Annotated in this window: 3 protein-coding genes; all 3 read right to left on the bottom strand. The window is 57.9% G+C overall.

Going from position 1 to position 2,494, the window contains the following annotated elements; genetic code table 11:
• The coding region (locus ABX962_RS34630; protein WP_372726220.1) for a heme A synthase at positions 1 to 923 on the bottom strand (923 nt) is incomplete at its 3' end.
• Between the two features lie 42 nt (positions 924 to 965).
• A complete protein-coding gene (locus tag ABX962_RS34635; RefSeq protein ID WP_372726221.1) occupies positions 966 to 1,145 on the bottom strand; it encodes a hypothetical protein in 180 nt (59 codons plus the stop codon).
• Positions 1,146 to 1,253: 108 nt separating this feature from the next.
• Positions 1,254 to 2,494: cytochrome c (locus ABX962_RS34640; protein ID WP_372726222.1), on the bottom strand; the 1,241-nt coding region annotated here is incomplete at its 5' end.

Below are 2,494 nucleotides of genomic sequence, written 5' to 3' on the forward strand. Positions count from 1 at the left end.
GGAAACCATCCCAGAAACGCAGGCCAGCCATAGTGAACTACCCAAGTCCCAATACCCAGCAAAATTTGAATGCCCACTAATCCTATCAAGGCAACCCCAGGACGCGACAGCGTCAAATCGCCGCACTTGCGTAATCGGGACCAGGCAACGACCACCATCAACCACAACACAAACGCCAACACGACATGCGTCGCGGCTGTGTGTAAAAAGCCCGTGGGAGACCCAGTGGGCTGTAAATGCCGTAATCTCGCCCCTAAAACCAGTTGTAGATAGCAGGTCACCACCAACAGAGTGAGGATGCCAAACGTCCCTTTGGCTAGCCGAGGTAACGCGACGAAATTTTCCGAATCGGGTTCCGTTCGTTCCGGCTGAGGAGCCGATTCGGATTGCGTCTCGGTTGCTTTGCTGTCCGGATATCCTGCGTTGGCTGAATAACGGAACCACCAGCGGCTGGTGATCACCATCCCCGTGACGGTCAGGGCAAAAACGATCGGAGCGGTTGTGCCATGAATCATCGCAAACGTGCGGTCGCCAAGCACCACTCGGATGCCTCCGAGCCCCCCTTGGATAATTACCGCTCCCAAGATCATCGCGGCAAAGCCTTTGACCCAGCCTCGATGCTCGGTCCGCCAAGCTGCCACGACCAAGCCAATCGCGGTGAATCCAAGCAGCGCACCGAGCAAGCGGTGCCCGTGTTCGATAAACAAGTCAAACGGGCCCAATAACCAAGTTTTGTAAGGGTACAAAAACAGGTTGTAGCCGTAGGTGTTGGGCCAATCGGGGACTGCCATTCCCGCGTCGTAGGTCGTCACCATCCCGCCCACCCAAATCAGAGGCCAAGTCAGGCAGACGGTCAGGATCGCCAGTCGATGGACGATACGGTGAGGAGCGATACGGTGAGGAGAGCTGCTTTTAGATTGCATGTTGCGTTTGTTAACGAAGAAGGTCGCGTCGTGGGGACGGGCTTAGCGATTTTTGTGTCGCATCGAATGAACGCGTTCTCCCAAGATGCCGCCTAGGACCGCGCCGCCTGCACCAAAGCAGAAGCCAGCAATTAGCCCTGAAAAGCCGAGCAACGCCATCGAAACCACTCCGGTGATCACCCCGGCAATCGCGCCAATCGATCGATACGTTTCTTGAGTCATGTGAAGGTTCGTTTCAGCAGAGAGAGTGTGGGGGAAGGTCGAGCGACCAGGATCGAAACGCCGAACATCAATCGCAATGAGCATGGCGGCAGCGAGAATTCAGCAAGCCTAAGGTTTTCCGAGCGATTGAACATAGCGGACCAAATCCCAGACTTGATCTGGCGTCAATCCTATGCCGCTCTCGGTCTCGGTCACTTCCAAGCTTGGCATCGGGGTTCCTGCAACGCCTTGGGTAATCCGACGATAGAGCGTCTCGTCATCGCCCCCTCCGCGGAATACACCGCCTTGTAATCGCCGTGGAACAATGGGGCGTGGTTTCGGGGCACCCGCTTTGCGGAACGGTTTCATTGCATCGCGATCGGTCGGGGTTAACCCCAATCGCGTCGAGTACTCTTTGGTCCAATCATCGTAGTCCAGCGTCACCGCCGCGCCGTTGCCCTGGGGGCCGTGGCAACCGACGCAGTTCGCGATTTGGCCGTGGAACAGTGCACGGCCGCGTTCGACCGAGTCGCCGTCACTTGTCGCGGCAACGTTTGTCGACGCGGGGACTTCCACCACCGCCTCGTCGGCACGGGCCCAATCGTTGACGACATCCAGGATGATTTCGCGAACGGCCTGGGCGCCTTCGCTTGCGGTTTGGGGATCGCTTTTCGATTCCGCATCGCGGGCGTCCGGCATGCGGATCCGCAAATTATCTTCCGGAGCCGCCGTGTCGTAGCCCAGTTCGACCGCTTCGGCCAGCAGTTCACGTTCGACTTCGCCACGAATCGACAGGTAGATCACGTAATCGACCAGTGCATCGAGTTCTTCATCAGGGAGGACTGAAAACGAAGGCATTGCCGTGCCCGCTTCGCCATGAACAAGCGTGCGGCGAAGGTCCGCTCGCGTCGGTTTGGCATTCCGCCGTGTCGATTTCCATTTAAAAACGCCATGCCGAAAATCGCGAGGGTAGGGATTCAGTGCCAACGAAGTGGGGCCGAACCCGTCGCCCGATAGCCCGTGGCAATGGACACAGTGTTCGCGATACAGTCCCAGATGGCTGCCGTCTTGCAAGCTCGAAATGGGGCCTGCTGACCTCGCGAGTCGGTCAACATCGATCAGCGATCGGGCCGATTCATTCAGCAATTCGCTCGGCCATTTTGGCTCGTTCGGCGTTCCGAAGACCTGTTCCAACACCGCCGACGTGTCTGCCTGAGCGGCATCCATCTCCGCCGACCGCGATTCAGCGAGCGTCAGCGAATAAAGCGTGTTGGGCTCAAATTGTTCAATCTTTGCGTCACATCCGGTGATCACAGCCAGCAGCGGCAGCGGACAGAGGATCAGCACGAAAGAGCGGACGAGAGGGGGCA

The organism is Novipirellula sp. (genome assembly GCF_041583735.1).
GTDB lineage: Bacteria > Planctomycetota > Planctomycetia > Pirellulales > Pirellulaceae > Novipirellula.

Coding starts and splice junctions, on each gene's coding strand:
- ABX962_RS34635 (WP_372726221.1), bottom strand. CDS start 1,145: ATGACTCAAGAAACGTATCGATCGATTGGCGCGATTGCCGGGGTGATC.